The sequence below is a fragment of the Mesorhizobium sp. M7A.F.Ca.ET.027.03.2.1 genome (assembly GCF_003999175.1).
In the GTDB taxonomy this organism is placed as follows: Bacteria; Pseudomonadota; Alphaproteobacteria; order Rhizobiales; family Rhizobiaceae; genus Mesorhizobium.
This window is the reverse complement of record NZ_RZOM01001201.1, coordinates 1-1725: the sequence shown is the minus strand read 5'-3', so window position 1 is coordinate 1725 and position 1725 is coordinate 1. Positions and strand designations below refer to the sequence as shown.

The following is a 1725-nucleotide window of genomic DNA, read 5'->3' as shown; positions in this document are numbered from 1 at the left end:
TTTGCACCCAGCGCGCTTCACTGGTAAAAGATTTTGACCAGTCAAGCGAAATGAGGCTACCGATGTCCGGCTTGGCCATGCCGAAACCAGACGACGCCACGATGCGCCGGCGCGACGAGATCGTCGCCGACTTGCGCATCATCGTGCCGGGTGAGGGCGTCGTCGACGCCGCCAATTCCATGCGCGCCTTCGAGAGCGACGGCCTGACCGCCTATCGGCAGCTGCCGCTGGTTGTTGTTCTGCCGCAAACCGTGGCGCAGGTGTCGCGCGTGCTGAAATACTGCAATGATCGCAACATCCGCGTCGTGCCGCGCGGCTCCGGCACCTCGCTGTCGGGCGGCGCGCTGCCGCTCGAGGACGCGGTGCTTTTGGTGATGAGCCGCTTCAACCGTATCCTCGAGATCGATTTCCCCAATCGCGTCGTCGTTGCCCAGCCGGGCGTCACCAATCTCGGCATCACCACCGCCGTCGAGCAGGAGGGCTTTTACTACGCCCCCGATCCGTCCTCCCAGATCGCCTGCTCGATCGGCGGCAATGTCGCCGAAAATTCCGGCGGCGTGCACTGCCTGAAATATGGCCTCACCGCCAACAATGTGCTCGGCATCGAGATGGTGCTGATGAATGGCGAAGTGGTACGGCTCGGCGGCAGTCACCTCGATGCGGAAGGTTATGACTTGCTCGGCGTCATGACGGGTTCAGAAGGGCTGCTTGGCGTCGTCACCGAGGTCACCGTGCGCATCCTGAAGAAACCGGAGACGGCTCGCGCGCTGCTGATCGGCTTCCCGACCAGTGAGCAGGGCGGCCAGTGCGTCGCCGACATCATCGGCGCCGGCATCATTCCGGGCGGCATGGAGATGATGGACCGGCCGGCGATTCACGCCGCCGAGGATTTCGTCCATGCCGGCTATCCCCTCGATGTCGAGGCGCTGCTGATCGTCGAGCTCGACGGGCCGGGCGTCGAGGTCGATCATCTGATCGGCCTTGTCGAGGCCATCGCCTACAAGAACGGCTCGACCACCTGCCGCATTTCGCAGTCCGAACAGGAACGGCTGAGCTTCTGGGCCGGCCGCAAGGCGGCGTTTCCGGCCGTCGGCCGCATCTCGCCCGACTACTACTGCATGGACGGCACCATCCCGCGCAAGGAACTGCCGCGCGTGCTCGCCGGCATGCGCGAACTGTCGGAAAAATACGGTCTCGGCGTCGCCAATGTCTTTCATGCCGGCGACGGCAATCTGCATCCGCTGATCCTCTACGATGCCAACGTACCGGGCGAACTCGACAAGGCCGAAAGCTTCGGCGCCGACATATTGCGGCTCTGCGTCAAGGTCGGCGGCGTGTTGACCGGCGAACACGGGGTGGGTGTTGAGAAGCGCGATTTGATGCCGGAAATGTTCACCCAGGTCGACCTCGACCAGCAGATGCGCGTCAAATGCGCCTTCGATCCCAACCATCTGCTCAACCCGGGAAAAGTGTTCCCGCAACTGCGGCGATGCGCCGAACTCGGCCGCATGCACATTTCCGGCGGCAAGCTGCCGTTTCCGGACATTCCGAGGTTTTGAGGGATATGTCGGCGCTTGAACACCCCCCTCTGTCCTGCCGGACATCTCCCCCTCAAGGGGGGAGATTGGCAGCTCGCGCGCCTCGCCCTTTTGTCACCATTGGAGATTGGCGAAGCCATATGCGACATCCGATCTCTCCCCTTGAGGGGGAGATGTCCGGCAGGAC

General features: G+C 63.2%; 1 protein-coding gene. It reads left to right on the top strand.

What is annotated here, in order from left to right:
• Positions 1 to 62 precede the first annotated feature (62 nt).
• Positions 63 to 1559: an FAD-linked oxidase C-terminal domain-containing protein gene (locus EN750_RS32950; protein WP_127399165.1), complete on the top strand. Its 1497-nt coding sequence runs from the start codon at positions 63 to 65 to the stop codon at positions 1557 to 1559.
• Positions 1560 to 1725 lie beyond the last annotated feature (166 nt).